Source organism: Novosphingobium sp. B1 (assembly GCF_900176395.1).
Classification (GTDB): Bacteria; Pseudomonadota; Alphaproteobacteria; order Sphingomonadales; family Sphingomonadaceae; genus Novosphingobium.
Map to the genome: position 1 here is coordinate 161,110 of NZ_FWXL01000004.1, position 19,764 is coordinate 180,873.

At 66.3% G+C, this 19,764-nt stretch carries 19 protein-coding genes; 5 read left to right on the top strand and 14 right to left on the bottom strand.

The features are described from left to right. Positions 1–37: 37 nt before the first annotated feature. Together B9A23_RS08760 and B9A23_RS08765 are read right to left on the bottom strand one after the other, a co-directional pair. A complete protein-coding gene (locus B9A23_RS08760; RefSeq protein ID WP_139797388.1) occupies positions 38–1,048 on the bottom strand; it encodes a hypothetical protein in 1,011 nt (336 codons plus the stop codon). A 56-nt stretch (positions 1,049–1,104) separates the two neighbouring features. Then, a complete protein-coding gene (locus B9A23_RS08765) occupies positions 1,105–1,905 on the bottom strand; it encodes a glycosyltransferase family protein (protein WP_139797389.1) in 801 nt (266 codons plus the stop codon). 168 nt (positions 1,906–2,073) lie between these two features. On the opposite strand from B9A23_RS08765, the gene nhaA reads away from it, so the two are divergent. Beyond that, positions 2,074–3,243, top strand: coding sequence for a Na+/H+ antiporter NhaA (nhaA, locus tag B9A23_RS08770; protein ID WP_084278484.1), 1,170 nt, complete (start codon positions 2,074–2,076; stop codon positions 3,241–3,243). Between the two features lie 102 nt (positions 3,244–3,345). After that, positions 3,346–3,801 (top strand): Dps family protein, encoded by a 456-nt coding sequence (locus B9A23_RS08775; RefSeq protein ID WP_084278485.1) that lies wholly within the window; start codon positions 3,346–3,348, stop codon positions 3,799–3,801. Positions 3,802–3,831: 30 nt separating this feature from the next. Here B9A23_RS08775 and gspN read toward each other — a convergent pair whose 3' ends face one another. From gspN to B9A23_RS08815, 8 genes are read right to left on the bottom strand one after another with little or no spacing between them, the layout of a single operon-like run. Further along, on the bottom strand, positions 3,832–4,542 hold the full coding sequence (gene gspN / locus B9A23_RS08780) for a type II secretion system protein N (RefSeq protein WP_084278486.1): 711 nt from the start codon (positions 4,540–4,542) through the stop codon (positions 3,832–3,834). Further along, positions 4,539–5,015, bottom strand: a complete 477-nt coding sequence (gene gspM / locus B9A23_RS08785) for a type II secretion system protein GspM (RefSeq protein ID WP_084278487.1) — start codon at positions 5,013–5,015, stop codon at positions 4,539–4,541. The genes gspN and gspM overlap by 4 nt, the downstream gene beginning before the upstream one ends. Beyond that, positions 5,015–6,118 (bottom strand): type II secretion system protein GspL, encoded by a 1,104-nt coding sequence (gene gspL / locus B9A23_RS08790; protein WP_139797390.1) that lies wholly within the window; start codon positions 6,116–6,118, stop codon positions 5,015–5,017. Before gspL ends, gspM begins: the two co-directional genes overlap by 1 nt. Before the next feature lie 10 nt (positions 6,119–6,128). Continuing rightward, entirely contained in the window at positions 6,129–6,608 is a 480-nt protein-coding gene (gspG, locus tag B9A23_RS08795; protein ID WP_084278489.1) for a type II secretion system major pseudopilin GspG, read from the bottom strand. Between the two features lie 2 nt (positions 6,609–6,610). Further along, positions 6,611–7,840 carry a type II secretion system inner membrane protein GspF gene (gene gspF, locus B9A23_RS08800; RefSeq protein ID WP_084278490.1) on the bottom strand — a complete coding sequence of 410 codons (1,230 nt, stop codon included), beginning with the start codon at positions 7,838–7,840 and terminating at the stop codon, positions 6,611–6,613. Continuing rightward, positions 7,840–9,378 (bottom strand): type II secretion system ATPase GspE, encoded by a 1,539-nt coding sequence (gspE, locus tag B9A23_RS08805; protein WP_084278491.1) that lies wholly within the window; start codon positions 9,376–9,378, stop codon positions 7,840–7,842. Before gspE ends, gspF begins: the two co-directional genes overlap by 1 nt. Positions 9,379–9,381: 3 nt before the next feature. Beyond that, on the bottom strand, positions 9,382–11,631 hold the full coding sequence (gspD, locus tag B9A23_RS08810) for a type II secretion system secretin GspD (RefSeq protein ID WP_084278492.1): 2,250 nt from the start codon (positions 11,629–11,631) through the stop codon (positions 9,382–9,384). Continuing rightward, positions 11,628–12,482, bottom strand: a complete 855-nt coding sequence (locus B9A23_RS08815) for a type II secretion system protein N (protein WP_084278493.1) — start codon at positions 12,480–12,482, stop codon at positions 11,628–11,630. Before B9A23_RS08815 ends, gspD begins: the two co-directional genes overlap by 4 nt. Positions 12,483–12,644: 162 nt before the next feature. On the opposite strand from B9A23_RS08815, the gene B9A23_RS08820 reads away from it, so the two are divergent. Further along, positions 12,645–13,166: an NUDIX domain-containing protein gene (locus B9A23_RS08820; RefSeq protein ID WP_176217927.1), complete on the top strand. Its 522-nt coding sequence runs from the start codon at positions 12,645–12,647 to the stop codon at positions 13,164–13,166. Here B9A23_RS08820 and dinB read toward each other — a convergent pair. Further along, positions 13,145–14,281, bottom strand: a complete 1,137-nt coding sequence (gene dinB / locus B9A23_RS08825; protein WP_084278706.1) for a DNA polymerase IV — start codon at positions 14,279–14,281, stop codon at positions 13,145–13,147. The two genes, B9A23_RS08820 and dinB, sit on opposite strands and share 22 nt — an antisense overlap. A 74-nt stretch (positions 14,282–14,355) precedes the next feature. Here dinB and B9A23_RS08830 point away from each other — a divergent pair, with 74 nt between their 5' ends. Further along, positions 14,356–15,624, top strand: coding sequence for a multidrug effflux MFS transporter (locus B9A23_RS08830; RefSeq protein ID WP_084278495.1), 1,269 nt, complete (start codon positions 14,356–14,358; stop codon positions 15,622–15,624). Positions 15,625–15,630: 6 nt separating this feature from the next. Here the strand turns inward: B9A23_RS08830 and B9A23_RS08835 are convergent, their stop codons facing one another. The 3 genes from B9A23_RS08835 to apaG form a co-directional block, all read right to left on the bottom strand. Further along, entirely contained in the window at positions 15,631–17,667 is a 2,037-nt protein-coding gene (locus B9A23_RS08835; RefSeq protein ID WP_084278496.1) for a putative bifunctional diguanylate cyclase/phosphodiesterase, read from the bottom strand. A gap of 140 nt (positions 17,668–17,807) precedes the next feature. Further along, on the bottom strand, positions 17,808–18,617 hold the full coding sequence (locus B9A23_RS08840; protein ID WP_084278497.1) for a LysR family transcriptional regulator: 810 nt from the start codon (positions 18,615–18,617) through the stop codon (positions 17,808–17,810). Between the two features lie 9 nt (positions 18,618–18,626). Further along, entirely contained in the window at positions 18,627–19,025 is a 399-nt protein-coding gene (gene apaG / locus B9A23_RS08845) for a Co2+/Mg2+ efflux protein ApaG (RefSeq protein ID WP_084278498.1), read from the bottom strand. 113 nt (positions 19,026–19,138) lie between these two features. On the opposite strand from apaG, the gene B9A23_RS08850 reads away from it, so the two are divergent. Then, entirely contained in the window at positions 19,139–19,747 is a 609-nt protein-coding gene (locus tag B9A23_RS08850) for a DNA repair protein RecO (RefSeq protein ID WP_084278499.1), read from the top strand. The last annotated feature ends 17 nt before the right edge of the window (positions 19,748–19,764 follow it).

The following is a 19,764-nucleotide window of genomic DNA, read 5'->3' on the forward strand; positions in this document are numbered from 1 at the left end:
TGCGCACCGAAAAACTTTCCCGGCAATCCCGGCTGGCTCAGAAGGATGAGGCAACGGTCAGCGTCGGGCCGCTGTCCGGCCGTGCCGATCCCGCCGCACGCAGCCGCCAGTCGAGCGCCAGCACAAGCGGCTTGCCCGCTAGCGCATCGAGCCGCACGCTGGCACGGGGCCCCAGGTCCAGCCGCGCAGCACCGCGTTGCCCACCGCTCCAGATGCCGAGCCCGAGGCGCGGTTCGAGCGCGGGCACGAGGCCCGGCGAAACCTGATGATCCACCACCAACTGGGCGTCGAAGAAGGGCGTTGCGTTTCGGCCAGCGACATAACCAGCCTGGGCATAGGCCTCGGCACGAAAACCGGATGGCAGATCGCGGCGGGGCAGTTCTGTCACCACCAGCAGCGCTGGGCGCAAGCTTGCAGGACTTGTGCCGACGCCATCCCGCACCCGCGCCTCGAGCAGGAGCCGCAGCGGCAGATCGGCCAGCGGCCTTGCAGCAAGTCCCGCAGCCAGCTCGCGGTCCTGCCCCGCGGTGCCGATGGCCGTGCTCGCCCGGAGGTAGGCGTAGGGGCTGCGAACGGTTCCGGCGGCGAGCCGATAGCGCAAGACCGCGCCGGCCTGGCTCGCACCATAGGATGCCGCACCCGCCGCAAAGGCAGACGTTCCACCGCCGCCCCGCAACAGCAGCCAGCCATCGCCCGACCAGCGCGAAACGGCGTCCAGCCGAGCGACCTTGCCGGGGGCCGACGTCGCCAGTTCTCTCGCGACAGCCGTTTCATCCCTGGCAGGGGGCAGCGGGCTGATCGGGAAGGACGGGAACGCGACGACGGCGCGGGCTGGGGGGGATTCCCGCCGGTGGGCGGCGGGTGCCTGCGCGATGGGCCCGGCACCGGGGCGGGGCGTGGGCCGAGACGCAAAGGTAGCGCTCATGCTTGCCATGCGATGCGGCGTTGGCGCGGAGGACAGCATCTGTCCGCTGCGCATGGTTCGGGCCTGGAGCGATGCACCATCACGGGTGACGAGCCAGCCGCGCGCGCCGATCCAGACAGTCATTATCAGCGCCAGCATTGCGACCGGCTGCCCGCGTCGACGTCGCGCAGGGGGCGAGGTCATTGCGCCGCGATCGCGAGGTCACGACGCTGACGATCGCCGACCGCAACAGCACGGCGATCTCCCATCCCGGAGCCAAGCGGATCGAGAGACTGTTTCTCTCCGCCGAGTCGCTTTGTGTCAGCCTGGAAGGGATGAATGCGGTGAATGGTGTGCTCCCATCGCAATCGCCCGCCCGTCAATACGCCAAGGTAGGCGACCATCGCGCGCCGCGTCGACATGATCGCGATGACATTGCCCACGGGCAGCCGCAGCATCGCGAGCAGCCCCTCGCGCCAGCCATATTCCCGCGCCGTGAACATCCCCCGCATCCCCAGCCGCCACAACAGGCTGGCAAGGTTGAACAGCAGCAGTTGCGCCAGCAGCGGGTCCCTCGGCCTGACCGGCGCCAGTCCGAGGCTCTCCGCCAGTGCCAGCACCGGCCACAGCAGGACGAGCGCGTAGGCCACCGCCATCGCCATCGCTACCAGCGGACCACGCCGGTCCCGCAGGCGCATCCACAGATCGGCGAGACGCAGCGGCCAGCCCATCCGCTCCCACCCCTGAAACGCGATGCCATGAACCCAGCGCGTTTTCTGCGGCCATGCGGCAAAGGCCCGCGCAATCATCGCACCGATCACGTGCGCCTCGCTCCAGGCCGGTACGAGGACGGCGGCCAGGCCCGCGAGTTCGCCGTCAGGCACAGTCCGCAGTTGCTGCGACCGCGTCCTGCCCCTGAGGCGCAGCCACAGCCAGACCGCATCCACCAGCAGTTCGTCGATGGCGAAGATCGCGAACCAGACCGATGCGAACAACATCATCTCGTGTTCGACCAATGCCAGCCAATGCCATCCCGCGCGGGAAAGGTCAGCTAAGGACGCCGACTGCCACAAAGACCCTGCCCCCGGTTTGACCTGCCGGACCCCGTCCTGCACAACGCTGATGCTATGCCGTCAGGCTCCCTTTCGTGAACATCGGATGATTCGAAAATGGCAGGAAATTCAGGATCTACGGGCTTCTTGCGCCGATTTGCGCAAAGTGAAGCAGCGCCTGGCATTGTCCTGATGATATGCGCCGCGCTGGCGCTCGTCCTTGCCAACTCGCCGCTGGCGGAGCCCTGGCATGACCTGTTCCACCACCGATTGGCCTGGACGCCCATCGCCAAGCTCTACAACCTGCATCTGTGGATCAACGATGCGCTGATGGCCGTGTTCTTCTTCGTCGTCGGCCTCGAGATCAAGCGTGAGGTCCTGGCGGGCGAACTCGCCGATAGCCGGCGGCGGCGTCTGCCGGTCCTTGCCGCGATCGCCGGAATGGCCTTTCCGGCTGCAATCTTCCTGCTTGTCGCTGCCGGGGATCCCGCCCTGCACGCTGGATGGGCAATTCCCTCGGCGACCGACATCGCCTTTGCGATCGGCGTGCTGGCTATCGCCGGAAAGGGCCTGCCGCCCTCGCTGCGCCTGTTCCTGCTGACCGTCGCCATCGTCGACGATCTTGGCGCAGTGCTGGTCATCGCGTTCTTCTACACGACGGGCCTCGACCTTGCCTGGCTGGGTGCCGCCGCCGCAATCCTGCTGGGTCTGGCGCTTCTCAACCGCTTCGGGATCAGGGCCATCACGCCTTATCTGATCGGCGCGGCGCTGCTGTGGTATGCCGTTCTCCATTCAGGCGTGCACGCCACGATTGCCGGTGTTGCAGCCGCCCTGACTGTGCCACTTGCGCTGAACCGCAAGCACGACAGCCCGCTCCTGCGGCTCGAACATGCGCTCGTCACGCCCAACGGCTTCATCGTCGTTCCCCTGTTTGGACTGGCGAACGCCGGCGTGGCGCTCACTCTGGGCGAGGGTGGATCGTTGACCCTGCCGTTGGCTATCGCTCTGGGTCTCGTGCTCGGCAAGCAGATCGGCGTGCTGGGGAGCATCGTCCTGGCCGAGAAGCTCAAGATCGCCACGCGACCCGAGGGAGCCAGCACCCGGCAATTGTGGGGGCTGTCGCTGCTTTGCGGCATCGGCTTCACGATGAGCCTGTTCATTGCCGGTCTCGCTTTCCCGGCCACGCCGCTGTTGGTCGAGGAATCTAAGCTCGGAATCCTGGCGGGTTCGCTCGTTTCCGCGCTCGGCGGGCTATTCCTTCTGAAGGGCAGCGCCAGGGTGGAATGATCCACTGGGGCGATCACCGTGCCCAAAAGTATGCATGAAACGTTTCACCGGGCCCGGCGTATAGATGGCTCAATCCCACCGGACTCATGAAAGGGGAACGTCATGCCCGGAGACAACGCGAAGAAGGCCCTGATCGACAGCATGAATGGTCTGCTGGCCGACTATTTCACGCTCTATCTGAAGACCAAGAACTACCACTGGCACGTGGCTGGTCCGCAGTTCCGCGAACTGCACCTGCTGTTTGACGAGCAGGCCGCCGAACTGTTCGCGCTGACCGACGTCATTGCCGAGCGCGTGCGCAAGAATGGCAGCGATACGCTGACGGGCATCGGCGCGATTGCCGGCAAGGCCTCGATCAAGGACGACAACCGCACCAAGATCGACGCCATGGAAATGGTGAAGGCCCTGCGCGACGACAACGTGGCACTGGTTGCGGCCATCCGCGCGGTCAAGGATGCCGCTACCGAAGCTGGCGACAATGCCACTGAGGGCATGGCCGATGACTGGACCGACCAGGCCGAACAGCGCGCATGGTTCCTGACCCAGACGCTTGCCTGATCACTGGGCCTTGTTTCTGGCCCTGATCTTCTAGAAAGTTCCGCCCGTCCCGATGCCGATGCCGCCGGGACGGGCGTCAAACCCGGATGCCTTGAGCGCGTCAGCGGTTTCCTGCGGAAGTCCGGCAAGGGTGAGGTCTGCCTGCCAGCGGCCGTCGCCGCCGATCCTGAGTATCAGCCTTTCCATGCCCTGCGGCCCGCGCATCGGCACAACCAGCGCGCCCTTCTCGCACCGAGCCTGGCCCGAAAGCGTCATGGCATCGGGCAAAAGCGGCCCGAGAGAGGCCAATGTCATGCTGAGCGTTCCGCCTGCCTCCTGGCAAGCACTGCCATCGATGATTGCCGAAAAATCGCCAAAGCCAAGTGATGTGACTGGCAAGCCGCCAAGGCCATCGGGAAGCGCCACAGAGCCGTTGGCATCGCGCACCCTTCCCGGTGCGATCCGTGCCGCGAAGCCTTCGCGCGACAGGGCCAGTTCCGGACGGCCAATCAGCAGCGGCAGCGGAGACAATCCGGCCTCCACCGTGCCAAGCGGCAGCGGCCCCACATTGAGGTCGGCGATCCTGCCGCGCCACACGCTGCCTTCGACACTGCGCGCAGACAAGGCTTCGGGCATCGCCATGCCCAGCACCAGCCGCAGGGGCAGGAACAGACCTAGCGCGATGGCGAAAAGCGCGGCCAGCGCCAGCCAGCCGCGGCGCCCCATCGCCTGCCCGCGAACGAAAATCCACCGACCGATCACGCTCCTGCCTTCCGCAAGGTGACATTGACCGCGACGGAGCCATCCGGAGCCGGCGTCATGGTGACCTGCTCTACGGCAAGGCCCTGGCCTGCCAGCCCATCAAGCCAGGCCATAACCGCAGATGGCCGCGCTGTCGGGATCACCAGCACAGCCATGTCGGCCCCGCGCTTCTGGTTCGATTGCACGACGAACCCCGCTTCCTGCGCGCTGCCTGCTGCGATCTGCTCGACAGGGCCGCTGGCCATTGCCGCGCGGCCCCGGGGTGTTCGCTTGAGCACATCGATCCCGGCGGTAATCCGCCCTGCCCGCTCGGTCACCTCGCGATGGCGCATTGCCGCTTCGTCAAGCGCATTGCCCACGGGAAGCACGATGCCATAGATCAACACGATGAGCGCGGCGAGCGCGCCGGCGACGCTGACCAGAATCCGCTCGCGCGTCGTGAGGCCGATGTACCAGACCGTCACACGCTCCATCACGGTGCCCTCACGGTGATCGCGGCGACCGTGGCGCCGGTGGGATCAGGCGCAAGGGCTGGCGGCACGGTGACTTTCCAGCCGTTGTTCTGCAGCGCAATCAACACGGCGTTGACGTCCTCGGCGCGGGGGGCAGCAGCAGTGAAGCGCAAGGTGCCGTCGGCGCCATAGCCAAGATCGCGCAGCTTCACGCCTGCAACCGGGCGCATGGCATCGAGCAGCGCGGCGGTGGGAGCGGCAAAGCTGGCGCCCCCCTCGCCCCGCTTTGCCAGTTCGGCTGCAAGGAGGCGTTCGGCGGCGTCGAGGTCGGTCGCCGCGGGGAATCGCTGCTGCGCCAGTTCGAGTGCGCGGGCTTCCTCGGCGCTACTATCGATGTTCCATTTGACGATCCACACCAGCGTCAACAGGAGGCCCAGCAGAGCCGCCGTCGCCGACATGCGGGCAAGCCCCAGCCAGTTGGCGGTGCGGAACACGGATACACGGCGCGGGGCATAGGCCCCCTGCCGCAAGTTCAGCGGTGGCGCGGCGTGGATCTGCGCCAACCTCTGGAGCAGCGCATCGTCATCGAGCGCCACCTGCTCAAGTCCATCACCAAGCACATCGACCAGTGCCTCTTCGGCGGCAAAGGCGGCCTGTTGCGTGCGGGCCAGCAACTGATCGCCCAACCGGCCCAGCACCAGCGCACCATCCTGCCGGGGCAGGACCAGCCCGGCGGGAACCATGACCTGCGGATCGACGCCCGCCTGCGCCAGCGCCGCAAGCCAGCGATCCATGTCGGCTGCAGCAATCCGGCATGACAGCAGGCGTCCGTCCGCGGCGCCGACGGCAGCGTGGCGTTCCGCGCCAAGGCCGCCCTGCCCCTGCGAAAGCCGTTCGGCGGCAAGTGCCTGCGCCACCGGCATGGCGGGCAGGGGCTTGTCGGCCACCGGCGCCAATGCTCCGGGCACCAGTACCGTGACCGCCCCGTGTTCGGGCAGGGTCTCGACCACTTGTTCGGGCCCGACGCCCGCGGCGCCGACGCGCCAATGGCGCCACGCCTCGTCCGGGGCCGCCGGAAGCAGCAGGATCAACCCATCAGCAGAAGGCGAGGCGGCGTCTGACATCGTGCGCGGATCAGTTCTTTCCGGCGTAGATATCGGCGTTGAGATCGCTGCCGCCGGGCTGGCCATCGGCACCCAGCGAGAAGATCTCGAACGGCTTTCCGTCACGACCCAGCACCTGATACTGGTACGGATGGCCCCAAGGGTCGGTCGGCACGTCCTTCACATAGCCGCCCGAGCGATAGTTCTGCGGCTGCGCGAGGTTGGCTGGCGGGCTTTTCAGGGCGTTCAGACCCTCGGCCTGTCCGGGGTATGTCGCCATGTCGAGGCGGTACATTTCCATGCCCTGTTCCAGCGTGGCGATGTCGCTGCGCGCCTTGACCACCATCGCCTTGTCCTGGCTCGGCAGCACGTTGATCAGCACCACGGTCGCAAGCAGCCCGATGATGAAGATGACAACCATGAGTTCGACGAGGCTGAAGCCGTTGCGGCGGCGCTTGTCTTCTGTCTCGGCCGTAGTTTCGACAGTCTGGAACGGCGTTTCTTCGGTCATGGTCACAGTCCGGTAAGGTTCTGGAGCTGCAGGATCGGCAGCAGGATGGCGAGAATGATCAGCGCAACCATGGTGCCCATGATCACGATGATCGCGGGTTCTAGCAGGGCCATGCCGGCCGCAGTAAAGGCTTCGAATTCGCGCTCGAGATAATCGGCGGCGCGTTCGAGCATGGTGCCAAGCTGGCCTGCTGCCTCGCCGCTGGCGGCCAGATAGACCAGCAGCGGCGGGAAAGTACCCGCCTCGCGCAGGGCGGTGGACAGCGAACCGCCGGCCCGCACCTTCTCGGAAATGCCCGCCAGCGATTGTGCCTGCACCGCGTTCGATACCGTCCGCGTCGAAAGGCGCAGACCATCGACCAAAGGCAAGCGCGCGGCAATCATCGTCGCCAGCGTGCGGGCGAGGCTTGCCGCATGCACGTCGCGGATCAGCTTGCCGATGAAGGGCAGGCGCAGCAGCGCGGCGTCGAAGCGCAGCTTGAACGCAGGGTTGCGCAAGGAGCGCACCAAGCCGACCACTGCAAGCGCCAGTATCGCCAGCAGCGCCCACCACCAGGTGCTGAGGAACTGCGAGATGCCGATGACGACGCGGGTCAGCATCGGCAACTGGCGGCTGGCATTGTCGAACTGTTCGACCACGCGCGGCACGACCGAGATCATCAGCCCGGTCACCACGCCAACCGCCACAAGCGACAGCACGATCGGATAGGCGAGTGCCGCGATGATCTTGCCGCGCACTTGCGCCTGCCGTTCAAGCATGTCGGCGAGCCGGTCGGCAATGGCGGGCAGGCTTCCTGAATTCTCCCCCGCTGCGATCATCGCGCGGTAGATCGGCGGAAAGCTTGGCTCCTCGCGCCGCATCGCCTCAGCCAGCGGCAGGCCCTCGACGATGCCGGCGTGTACGTTTGTCAGGATCGCCTGCGCCTTGGGCTTTTCGGTCTGGCGGGAAATCGTGCGCAGGGTTTCCTCAAGCGGACTGACCACCATCAGCGAGGAAAGCTGGCGAGTGAACAGGGCCAGCTGCTTGGCCGAAAGCTTCGTGGAGAAGAGGGCAAGACCGCTGGTGCTCGTCGCCGCACGCCGGGCCGAGGCGGCGGCATCGGCGTTGAGGCTGACCACGAACCACTCGCGCGCGCCCAGCTTCTCGCGTGCGGCCGCTTCGGTAGCGGCCTCGATCGCGCCGCGGCGCTCCTCGCCCCTGGGATCGATCGCGTGATAGGCAAAGCGCGCCATCAGCCGTCCCGCCGCATGATGCGCGCGGCTTCCTCGGCGCTCGTCACGCCATCGCGGACGAGGCGGCGCACAGCCTTGGCCAGCGTAGGCGAATCCGCAAAGGCATGGCGGGCGATCGCCGCTTCATCGGCGTTGTCGTGGATCATCTGGCGGATGGTGTCATCCACGCGCAGTGCCTCGAACACGCCGACCCGGCCCTGATACCCGGTCTGTCCGCACTGCATGCAGCCCTTGGCAGACCATACCATGCGCAGCTTCTTCATGCCGAGCACCTCGGCCATGCCGGGCGAAATCTCGTGTTCCTCGCGGCAATGCGGGCAGAGGCGGCGGACGAGACGCTGCGCGATGACGGCGCGCAAGGTGGAAGCGAGCAGGAACGGCTCCACCCCCATGTCGCGCATCCGCGTGATCGCACCGGCAGCGTCATTGGTGTGGACCGTCGAGAGCACGAGGTGCCCGGTGAGCGAGGCCTGCACGGCAATGTCGGCGGTTTCCTTGTCGCGGATTTCGCCGACCATGACCACGTCGGGGTCTTGGCGAAGGATCGCGCGAAGGCCAGCGGCGAAGGTCAGCCCGACCTTGGCGTTGACCTGCGTCTGGCCCACGCCATCCACAGCGTATTCCACAGGGTCTTCCACAGTCAGGATATTGCGCTGCCCGTCGTTCAGGCCGCGCAGCGCGGCATAGAGCGTGGTCGTCTTGCCCGAGCCGGTCGGGCCGGTGACCAGCACGATGCCGTTGGGCTCGGCCAGCGCCCGGCGCAGCGTGTCCTCGGCCTTCGGATCCAGCCCGAGTTGCACAAGGTCGATCCCAGCGTTCTCCTTGTCGAGCAAACGCATCACCACACGCTCGCCAGCGCGGTTGGGCAGGGTCGACACGCGCACATCGACAAGCTTGCCGCCGAGGCTCAGCGAGATGCGCCCATCCTGCGGCACGCGCCGCTCGGCAATGTCGAGCCGCGCCATGACCTTGATGCGGCTGACCAGCACCGGCGCGACGTGGGGCGGCATGCGCAGCTTCTCGGTCAGGACCCCGTCGAAGCGCATGCGCACGACCAGCGCAGTCTCGTAGGGCTCGATATGGATGTCCGAAACGCCCTGCCGCAGGCTTTCGGCGATCAACCCGTTGATCAGACGGATCGCGGGCGCATCGTCGGCACTGTCAAGCAGGTCCTCGGCTGTCGGCAGGCCGAGCGCCAGCGGATCGAGCCCCTCGCCCGCGATGCCCATGTCGCCTGCGACGGCGGCAGCGGCACCGTCCATGGCATAGGCATCGGCGAGCAGCTTCTCGAATTCGGCCGAGGCAACCCGTCGCACCTGCAGCGGCAGGCCGAAGGTGCTGCGGATCTCGAGCAGTGCCAGCGCATTGCCGCCTTCGCGCAGCGCTACATTCACGCGCTCTCCTTCGATATCCTCGACCAGCGCACCATTGTCCCGCGCAAAGGCATAGGGGACCGCTGCCTGTTGTGCAGGCGCAACCACCGTCACCGCATCGACCAGCGGCTCCCCGGCTCCAGCGATGTCCTGCACGGCGTCCATGGTTCAGTTCTGCGCGCTGCTGCTCGGCGGTAGTTCGGTCTGCTCGATCGGCGAGGGCGTGGCGCGAGGCCGGATCAGCGTGTCACCGGGGGCAACGACGGCCACTTGCGCCGAAGGGGCGGCGGGGAACGTTGCGCCCATGTAGTCGACGATCAGTTGGTCGATGGTCGGCTCCTGCTTGGCATTGAACTGCACCTGCGCGTTGCGGATCACTCCATAGCGCCGTGCGGCAAGCGCCTGCCGATCCGCCGCGTTGCGCATGATCGTCGGACGGATGAACACCATCAGGTTGGTCTTGACCCTGCTGCGCGCGCGGGACTTGAACACCTCGCCAAGCACGGGAATGTCGCCCAGCAGCGGCAGCTTCTGCAGCGTGCGCTGCTCGTTGTCGTCAAGCAGGCCGCCCAGCGCGACGATTTCGCGGTCACCCACGGTCACCGTCGTCTTGATCTCGCGCTTGTTGATGATCAGCTCGTTCGAGGTGCGCGATACGGTCCCGGCAATCGAGCTGACTTCCTGCCGCAAGTCGAGCCGCACCGTGTTGCCGGCATTGATCTGCGGCACCACGTCAAGCTCGATGCCCACGTTCTGGCGCTGGATGGTCCGGAACCGATCGTTGAAATTGCCTTGCGACAGCGCCTCGCCGGTCGAGACCGGAACTTCCTGGCCGAACAGGATCGAGGCCGGCACGTTGTTGTTGGTGGTGATGTGCGGGGTCGACAGGATGTTCGAATTCTTGTCGGTCTGCACCGCGTTGATCAGCGCGCCGAGATAGGTGTCCTTAGACAGTTCGGTGAGGAACCCGGTAAACGAGCCGCTGGCGCCGAGCACCTTGGTCGCGGCGTTTTCGCGCAGCAGGTCACCGGCGGCGCTGTTGGTGGTGGTCGTGACGGTAGCGCCATTCACCACAGTCGTCGTCTGGTTCAGGTTGTCGGCCAGCAGCCCGCCCGCAATATCGATGATGTTGGGCGAGGAGTTGGAGAAGTTGGTCACGGCAAAGGGCTTGTCCTTGCCGCCGAACAGCAGCTGGACGCCCAGCTCCTTCGCCACGTTGTTCGAGATCTCGACGATGATCGCCTCGACCAGTACCTGCTCCTGCGGCACGTCAAGCTGGCGGATCACCTCGCCGATGCGGCGCTGGTCGTCGGCCGGCGCGGCGATGATGATCGCGTTGGCGCCCGGATAGCGCGTGATCGTCGCCGTGCCGCGTCCGTTGGCGAGCTTGATCGGCCCGGTGCCGAGTCCGCCCGCGGTCGCGCCGATCGGGCTGGTCTGGGTGCCGCCGGTGGAGGCAGCAGGTCCGGTCGAGCCTTGCGTTCCGGCAGTCGAGGTCTGGTTGCTGCCGACGCCGCCCAACGAAACCGGTGCGGCGCTGGCCGAGGCCACCTCTCCTCCGCCCTGCCCGCCGAGCAGCCGCTCGAGCACCGGTACAAGGGCGGCCGAATCGGCATAGTCGAGCCAGACGACCTTGATCTCGCCCCCGGTCGCTGCCTTGGCATCGAGCTGGCGCGCCATGGCGGCAAGCTTGGCCAAAGTCGCCGGCTCACCCCGCATCAGCACGGCATTCGCGCTGTCAACGGCCACGACATTGGCGAGGGCACGTGCGCCCTCCCCGCCGTCGGGCACAAGCTGCGTCAGCGCCGTGGCGATTTCACGCGCGCCAGCGTGTTCGAGGATGACCGTCTGCGTCGCGGCATTGTCGCGATCGATGTCGGCCAGCAGCGCCCGGATGCGGCGCATGTTGTCGGCATAGTCCACCACCACCAGCGAATTGCCCGACTTGTTGGCAGTGATCGCGCCTTCCTTGCTGATCAGCGGGCGCAGCGTTTCCACCGCTTGCGCCGCATCGATCGCGCGTAGCCGGATCACTTCGGTGACCATCTGGCTGAGCGCCGCACCCCGGCTGCCGATCCGCGAAGGATTGGCCGCGGCGCCATCGGCCGGCTGGATGCGGAACGCGCCGTTGCCCGTCGGCACGGCAACCAGGCCATTGGCGCGCAAGGTCGAGAGGAAGACCTCGAAGTATTCCGAGCGGCTCAGCGCCCGGTCGGACACGACGCTGATCTTGGCCTGCACCCGGCTGTCGACGATGAAGGTGCGGCCGGTGACTTCGGCGGCATCGGCCACGAAGGCGCGAATGTCGGCCTCGCGCACGTTCAGCGTGTATTGCGCGAGGGCCGCTTGCGGCACGGCAAGCGCGAGCGCGGCGGCTCCGAGGAGCATCTTGGGACTGATGAGCTTGCGCAGGGTCATGGGGCCAATGTGATTGCGAGAGGAAGCTGGCGATCGCCGCGACGCACGGTGACAGCAACTGAGGTGCCGGCGCGGATCGCTCCGGAAAGCGCGGCGGCATCGCCCGCACTGGTGATCGGCTTGCCGTCGACGGCCGTGATCACGTCGCCCGGCTGGAACCCGGCCGCGCGGAAAGCCGCGCCATCGCCCGAGGACAGGACCTCGACGCCGACGACCTTCCCACCTTCAGCCCTGGGCCCGAAGTTGACGCCGCTGCGCAGCGCGGCAACGCTTACGCCGCTGCCCGGCGCTGCTGCCGGCGGGGCGACAACCGGGTTTGCGGCAACCACGCCCTGCGCGCTGGGGGCAGGGCCCGACTGGTCGAGATAGAGCAATTCCTTGGCGCCATTGCGCGAAAGTTCGACATGTTCGAACGCGACAGCGGCCAGGGTCACGCCGGGCTGCACTTCAGCGCCGACACGATAGACCTGCTGCACCCCGTCTCCGCCGGCGATGATCGCGGTACCGCCACCGCCCGGCGCGGCGCGCGTTGCAAACAGGGTCAGCGCCAGCGAGGTCACCGCGCCCGAGGTTTCGCCCTGGGCGGGAGCCGCAGCGCCACGATTGAACGGATCGACGCTGGCGAACAGGGCCGCACGCGTTGTTGCAGACATCACGCGCACGCCCGCAGGCTGCCACGCACCCAGCGGCGACACGGGGGTGACGATGGCCCAGAACAACGCAGCACCAAGCCCGGCAATGGTCGGCGCCAACACCCACCACAGCACATCGTGCAGCGATGGACCGGCAAGGCGCAAGCCCGGCATGGCCAGCCCGGAGCCAGATCTGATTCCCCCGAATCTCAACCGCATGTTCCCTTCCTACGCGACAGGCATACCCTGATGAAGGCGATTCACAAGCGCCACGCGTCACACCATCCGCACGAAGCCCAAGCAGTGATTTGCTACCGTAGTGTGACAGGGGATTGGCAAGCTTCCCTGCTCCCGGAGACCGGACCCGAGCACTTGCTACGGATGACAATTGTCACCGGTTGCGCCACGGTGGCGCGCATGGTTCCGGTCTTGCCCGCCCCGCTGCATCGCGCGCTCCTGCGTCTTGCCCATGCTGCCCGGCTGTGGTGGTGGCGCAGGACCGGCAGGACCGTGACAGGCTGCAGCGTGATCGCGATAAATGCCGCTGGCGAAGTGCTGCTTGTCCGCCACAGCTACCATGCCCGGCAAAGCTGGCTGCTTCCGGGGGGCGGGCTGGCGCGCGGTGAAGACGTGATCGCGACGGCACGGCGCGAATTGATCGAGGAAACCGGTTGCAGCCTTGGCGATGCCCGACATCTCGGCGCGATCACGCTGGGCCGAAACGGCTGGACCAACGTGATCGAGATTGTCAGCGGCGTCACGAGCGACGACCCCATCGCCGATGGCCGCGAGATCGTGGAAGCACGGTTCTTCCCGCCCGGCGCGCTACCCGCCACGGCGAGCGGCCCGACGCGCGCCATGATCGAGCGCTGGACCGCCTGTCAGAATGGCAATTCCGCCTGAGCCACTGGCACGGTTCCGCCATCATCCTGCTCTTCGGGTTCCTCACCTTCCAGTGCGGAAAGCGTCAGGCCCATCAGCCTGATGGGCTTGGGCAGGGGCAGTTGCGCATCAAGCAATTCGCGCGCGAGGCTGGCGAATTCATCGCGCCCCGCGATCGCGCGCCCAAGCGACCTGGCCCTCGTGCATGGCGTGAAATCGTTGAACTTCATCTTCAGCGTGATCGTGCGCCCCTTCGATCCGCTGCGTTCAATGCGCTCCCATACGATCTCGATGATCCGCTCCAGCGTTTCGCGCAGTTCGCGACCCGAGGAGATATCGCGCTCGAAGGTGCGCTCCCCACCGACCGACTTGCGCGGACGGTCGGCCTTGACCTGGCGCAGGTCGATGCCACGAGCGGCACGATAGAGGTAATCGGCGGAACTGCCGAAATGCTCGCGCAGGAAGGCAAGATCGCGAGCGCGCAGATCGGCACCGGTCTCGATCCCGAGCCTTGCCATCTTCTCGGCGCCACGCGGCCCGATGCCGTGGAACCGCCGGACCGGCAGCGCCGCAACGAACTGCGCGCCCTCGCCGGGCCGTATCACGCACAGGCCATCGGGCTTGTTCTGGTCGCTGGCAAGCTTGGCAAGGAACTTGTTGTAGGAAACGCCCGCGCTGGCGGTCAGGCTGGTCTCCTCGCGAATGCGCTTGCGGATGAGTTCGGCTATGCGCGTGGCTGAACCGATCCCGCGCACATCGTCAGTCACGTCGAGATAGGCCTCGTCCAGCGACAGCGGCTCGACATGCGGGGTGTAATGCAGGAACACCGCACGGATCTGCTGTGACACCGCCCTGTAGACATCGAAGCGCGGCCTGCGGAAGATGAGATCAGGGCAAAGCTGCACCGCCCGCGCCGATGGCATCGCCGAGCGCACCCCGAACTTGCGCGCCTCGTAGCTGGCCGCGGCCACCACGCCCCGCCCGGACGATCCGCCAACGGCTACCGGCAGGCCACGGATCGCCGGATCGTCGCGCTGTTCCACGCTGGCGAAGAAGGCGTCCATGTCGACGTGGATGATCTTGCGCACGCCAATTGCCTGTCGGTCAGGCTCATCTTCGGCGCGTGCGAACTCCATCGGCAGAAGATAGTCCCTTTCGCACCGCAACATAAAGGGTGGGAATTGCATGCATTCTCGTTCAAAGGGCAGTTATGCCCGCTAACAATTCCGCTGCCACGCCTCGTCCGCGCACCATGGGCGAGCGTGAGACCATCGCCATGATGGCGCTGGTCATGGCGCTGCAGGCCCTGGCCGTCGATGCCATGCTTCCCGCCCTTGGCGACATTGCCCGCGATCTCGACGTGGCAGACCCCAACCGGCGCCAGCTCGTCGTCGGAAGCTTCCTGCTGGCCTCGGGCTTTGCCTCGCTCGTCCCGGGTGCGCTGGCAGACCGCTTCGGCCGCCGGCCGGTGCTGCTGACCTGCATTGCGATCTACGTGATTTTCTCGCTCGGATGTGCGCTGGTCAGCTCGTTCGATGCACTGCTGGCGATGCGCGTTGCGCAGGCCATGGGGTGCGGCGGCCTTGCCGTGCTGCCGGGCGCGATCATCCGTGATCGCTTCTCGGGCGATCAGATGGCCAAGCAGATGTCGATCATCTCGGTGGTGTTCCTCGTCGTGCCTATGCTGGCTCCAAGCATCGGCCAGGTCGTGCTGCTCTTTGCAGGCTGGCGCTGGATCTTCGTGTTCCTCGCGGCCATGGCCGTGATCATGGCCGGATGGGTTTTCGTGCGCCTGCCCGAAACGCTCCACCCAGAATACCGCCAGCCGATCATGCCGCTGACCATTGCCCGAAACATGATCGGCGCTGCAACCAAGCGCTCTTCAATCGGCTACGTGCTGGGCGGTTCTCTGACGTTCGGTGCAATGATCGGCTACGTGAACTCCTCGCAACAGCTGGTTGGCGAACACTTCGGCGCCGGGACCCTGTTCCCGGTGCTGTTCGGCTTCTCGGCACTGATGATGGCCGGGGCCAACTTCTCCAACTCGCGCATCGTCGAACGCTTCGGCGCCCGCCGCGTGTCACACACAGCCGTGATCGCGTTCATTTTCGTGAGCGCGCTGCAAACGTGGTTTTCCAGCCAGCCGGACGAGACGTTGTGGCAGTTCATGCCGCTGATGATCACCAACATGATCTTGATCGGCTTCATCGGCGCGAACTTCGGCTCGATCGCGCTGCAACCATTTGAACGTACCGCTGGCAGTGCCAACTCGATGCATGCCTTCCTGCGCATGGTGATCGGATCGAGCATCGGCATCTTCGTGGGCCAGGCCTACGATGGCACCGCACAACCCCTTGCCCTGGCACTGCTGGCCAGCGGGGTGCTGACCCTGCTGCTCGTGCTGTTCAGCGAGAAGGGCAAGCTGTTCCGCCGCCTCAATCCCCCGGGCACGCCGCGCCCCATCGTGCTGGAGCACTGAGCCGCCTCAGGCGCGCAGTTCGACGGCCTCGGGAGCGGCTTGCTGCGACATGATCGCCAGGGCGCTTTCGACAGGTTCCGGCCTGCCGAAGTGATAGCCCTGCATCAGGCGGATGCCCAGTGCGCGGGCGGTCTCGGCCTGCGCTTCATCTTCGACACCTTCGATCGTGCAGTCGATTCCCAGTTGCCAGGCAAGGGAAATGATCGTGCCGACAAGCGTGCGCGCACCGGCTTCGCTGCCCAGCGCGCGGGACAGTTCCTGGTCGATCTTGATCATGTCGAGCGGCAGGCGGTGAACCTGGCTGAGGCTCGACCAGCCTGCGCCGAAATCGTCCAACGCGATGCGGAAGCCCTTCGCGCGGAAGGCTCGCAACTGCGCTTCGGCGCGCTTGGGGTCCGCAAGTAGCGCACGTTCGGTCACTTCAAGAATGATGGCGTGTGCTGGCGCTCCTGCCTCTTCGGCGATGCGGGCCAGCGCCTCGACGCTGCCCGCCCGGATAACGTCACGCGGCGAGAGGTTTATCGAGAGCGTCCGCCCATATTGCCAGGCCTTGCACTCGCGCAGGGCTCTGGCGAAAATCATGCGGGTGAGTTCGCCGGTGCGTCCGGTTGCCTCGGCGAGCGACAGGAACTGCCCTGGCGCCAGCCAACGCACACCGTCGGGGCTCCATCGCACGAATGCCTCGAAACCCGAGGTCGCGCCTGTCTGCCCCTCGACGATTGGCTGGTAGAGCAGCTTCAGACTGTCGGCGAGATTGCTGTCATTGAACTGGCGGGTGATCGCCGCGCGATCCTGCAACGCGATCTCGTCTTCATGACTGAACACGACGACCGCGCCGTCGGACTGCTCCTTTGCCTTGTACAGCGCCGCATCCGCGCGCTCGAGACAGTCGCTGACGCTACGTCCGTTGAGACGATGAACCCCGACCGAACCAGACAGGCGCAGCACCGCCCCGGCATGGAGAACCGGTGCGCGCAGTGCCTCGGACATCTCGGTGGCGAGCAGGCAAACGCCATCCTCGTCGAGCGCCCCGTCGATCAGGGCTGCAAATTCATCGCCCCCCAATCTGCCGAAACAGGTGATCCGGGCAAAGCCTGCCAACCGCGTTGCAACGGCGGCGAGTACGGCATCGCCGGCGGCATGGCCGTAGGTGTCGTTGACGTGCTTGAAACCGTCGAGATCGATCAGCGAAAGCCAGGCAGGTTCGCCAGCTTGACCACTTGGCGCGGCGCTGGCCTTTGCCAGCTCTGCCTCGACCCGCGCCAGCACGGCGCGGCGGTTCAGCGCCCCCGTAAGCGGATCGATCGTAGCCTGGACAAGATTGTTCTGCGCCAGTCTCGCCGCGTCGCGCTCGCGCCGGACAAGCTGCTGGCGCGAAAGCTCAAGCCGCACGAAGTCGCGATGGTGACCATTGGTCACGAGCAGCAGCAGCGTCGTCACCACGACCTGCACCAGCGTCACCATGATCGCGTTGGGATGCCCGCTGAAGAGGATCTGTCCGATCGAGGGGATCGTCATTGCGACCGCGATTCGCAGCGCCGTCAACGGGGCATGGCCGAGCCCGAGTATGCCCGAGAACACGGCGATGGCGATGCTGTAATGGATGAACGACTGCGCGTCGCGATCTCCGTAGGGATAGAGCAGCATGCCCCACAGCACGAACATGAAGCCCGCCCAGGCGCCGACCCAGCTCATCGCCTTGAGGTCGCGCCGCAGCGTCGTCAGCGACCGCTCCCTCACCGCAGATGGACGCCAGTAAACCGCGCGCCACAGCGCAAATCCACCCAGAACCATTGGGCCGAAGGCAGCAAGCCATGCAGGGGCGGCGTTGCCGAAGCGGATGGCTGTCAGCGCGAGGTCAAAGGCAACGACGATGTAGAGCAGTGGCAACCGGTGCGAGAGGCTGTTCGCGTAGGCCAGCGTGAAGTTGTCGCCTTCATGCGGTTGCCAACGGCTGCCCCATTCACGCAACAGTCCGCCGATCCGCCCTTTCAGGCCGGCTGCCCCTCTGGGCGCCCTGGCGTCGTGCGTCCCCCGATTCATCGCCCAGCTTTTAACGTGGCAGAGTTAACGGGCAGTAAGGGCCCGCCCCGGAAAAGGACTTTCGATCGAAGCCGCAGCCGCAGTCAGCCCCGGACGGTCTCCGAAGCCGGTTCTGTCTTGAGAGTTGCCTGGCTTGCCGCTCAGGCCGTCAATGACGCCGATAGTTCGGCCACCAACGCCTTTACCTTTTTCTGGCGCCATTGTGGCAGCGGTGCGACCAGCCAATAGCCGCGTCGCGCCCGCCGCGGAGCTTCGAGCGCAATGATGCCGCCGCTTGCTATCGCGCTCTCGGCCAGTTGCAGCGGCACGTTGGCCTTGCCCAGACCGGCGCGGACGGCACTGATCGCGGTGCCGGCGTCGCCCACCGAAAACCCCACTTCGCCGCCCTCGGGAGCGGGATCGCCGGGCCAGCCGATCCATGGGCTGTCGGCGGGCGCATCGGGCGAGGCGACTGTCACCATCAGCGCATCGCCCAGCGCGATGCCTTCGAGATCACCCGGTCCTTCGGCCCAGCGCACCGCGAGATCGAGATTGGCTTCGGTGAAGTCGATGTCGGCATCACCGCCGACCAGCGAGAACTTCATTTGCGGATTGTGGGCCCGGAAGCTGGCCAGCCGAGGCGACAGCCAGGCTGCGAAGAAATCACGTGGGCAGGCAATCGTGTAGACGTGGCTGGACTGCCCAGCCTGCATCGCCTGCACGCCCTCTTCGAAGCGCAGGAAACCTTCGCGTATGGCGTCGAGCCCTGCCGAGGCCTCGTCGGTCAGTTCAAGGCCCTTCGACGTGCGGCGAAACAGCACCACGCCCAGCAGGTCTTCCAGTGCGCGGATCTGCTGGCCAACCGCCGCCGGTGTAACAGCCAGTTCGTCAGCCGCCCGCGTGAACGAAAGGTGCCGCGCCGCCGCATCGAGCACGCGCAGGCCATTGAGGGGGAGATGCGTCCGCTTCATGCAGACGCCTTAATTGGCAGGAGCGGGCGCCGCCAGCGGAAAGAACGGGATCGCAACGTCGAACAGCGAGCCATCGGCGCGCTGCATCGTGTAGTGACCCTCCATGCTACCATGGTGCGTGCTCAGCGGGCAGCCCGAGACATAGTCGTGGCTGCGCCCCGGCTCGAGCACCGGCTGTTCGCCGACCACGCCATCGCCGTCGACGAAATTGACCATCCCCCTGCCATCGGTAATCCGCCAGTGGCGCGAAAGAAGTTGCACCGGCTGGTCTCCGTCGTTCTCGAGACGGATGTGATAGACCCAGAACCATTTGCCCGCTTCCACCCGCGACTGCTCGGGCAGGAAGTTCACGGCGACTCGCACCGTGACGCCTTCGGTGATGGCGGCATGCTGGAAGAGCTGCTTCATGGTGATCAAACTATCGCAATCGCCATGATGTTCCAACGCTGTTGTGCAGTTTTGCTAGGCTTGCACCACAGGGCATTGTTTCACGCAGCTTTGTGGCGCAAGGCTGCCCACGCATGCTGATCCGCACGCCCGCCATCCTCTGCTCGGTCCTGCCGCATGGCGAACATGGCGCGATCATTCGCGTGCTGACGCTCGATCACGGCCTCGCCGCCGCTTTCGTATCGGGCGCGCGCGGCCGCGAACTGCGCCCGGTCCTGATCCCCGGCAATACCATCGCGGTCGAGGTTCGTGCCCGCACCGCATCGCAATTGCCTTCCGCTCGCGTCGAACTGGTGACGAGTCGCGGCCCATGGCTGTCAGAGCCGCTGCCCAGCGCCGGAATCGCCTGGGCCTGTGCGCTGACGGCGGCAACCCTTCCCGAAGGCCATCCCTATCCCTTGCTGCACGATTCGCTGGCTGCGCTGCTCGATGCAATCTGCCTGGCGCCATCGGCGCGGGGCTGGGCGCGCGTGCTGGCGGGGTACGAAGTGCTGCTGCTGCGCGAGGTCGGCTATGGCACCACCCCTGCCCCGCCCCCGGACGAGCCTTGGGCCGATCTGCTCGCCCGGCTGGAGCGCCAGGGCAAGGCCATCGCCAACCGCCTGCTTGCCGATCGTACGCGCGATGTTATGGGGTCGCGCGCGATTCTGATCGACCGCCTCAGGCGAATAGGCGGCGAGTGAGCGCAAGCACGAAGGGG